1 protein-coding gene is annotated in these 558 nt (G+C 40.9%); it reads left to right on the top strand.

The genetic code is table 11. The features are described 5' to 3' along the window. A partial coding sequence (locus tag ACMAYX_RS15570) for a hypothetical protein (protein WP_412472142.1) occupies positions 1 to 558 on the top strand: 558 nt, incomplete at both ends.

The following is a 558-nucleotide window of genomic DNA, read 5'->3' as shown; positions in this document are numbered from 1 at the left end:
CAATAATGAGCAAACCGATAGTGGTGATGGTTATGGAGACGGTAACGAAGAAGGAACAGCTGATGGCGATGGCCAGACGACAAACTTCTACACTGTAGGAACTATTGTTCTTCGTGGTAGCTCACGTGTATCTTCTGGATCAAATGTGATGTGGTCTTCGACTTCTCTTGGAAATGGTCAGGCCATGCTCTATACAGACTCTCGATTTAATATTCGTGTACGTCCAAGAACAGCTCCTACACAGGGAACGACAGATGCTTATGGAGAAAAATGTCACTATAATCCACAACAATATAAGAAATTAAGAATTAAGTTATGTATTCGCGCTCAAGGTGAAAGCTGTGAATCAAATATGATTAGAAGTGTAACTTTTGGTGATATCGCAAACGAAGAAGTTTCGAAAGTTAAAGAGTTTTCTAGCTACTCACTTCCAACAACAACAGGCCCAATCATTGTGGATGTTCTTGATGTTCAATGGGACTGGTCTTGTCAGTTCTATTTAAATCAAGGTTATAGTCAAAGTAGCGCTGAAGTGAATGGTTACTGCCCAATGGCCCG

It is taken from the genome of Halobacteriovorax sp. RT-2-3, from assembly GCF_047085075.1.
In the GTDB taxonomy this organism is placed as follows: Bacteria; Bdellovibrionota; Bacteriovoracia; order Bacteriovoracales; family Bacteriovoracaceae; genus Halobacteriovorax_A.
The sequence above is the reverse complement of the archived record's forward strand: the minus strand, read 5'-3'. Positions and strand labels throughout refer to the sequence as shown.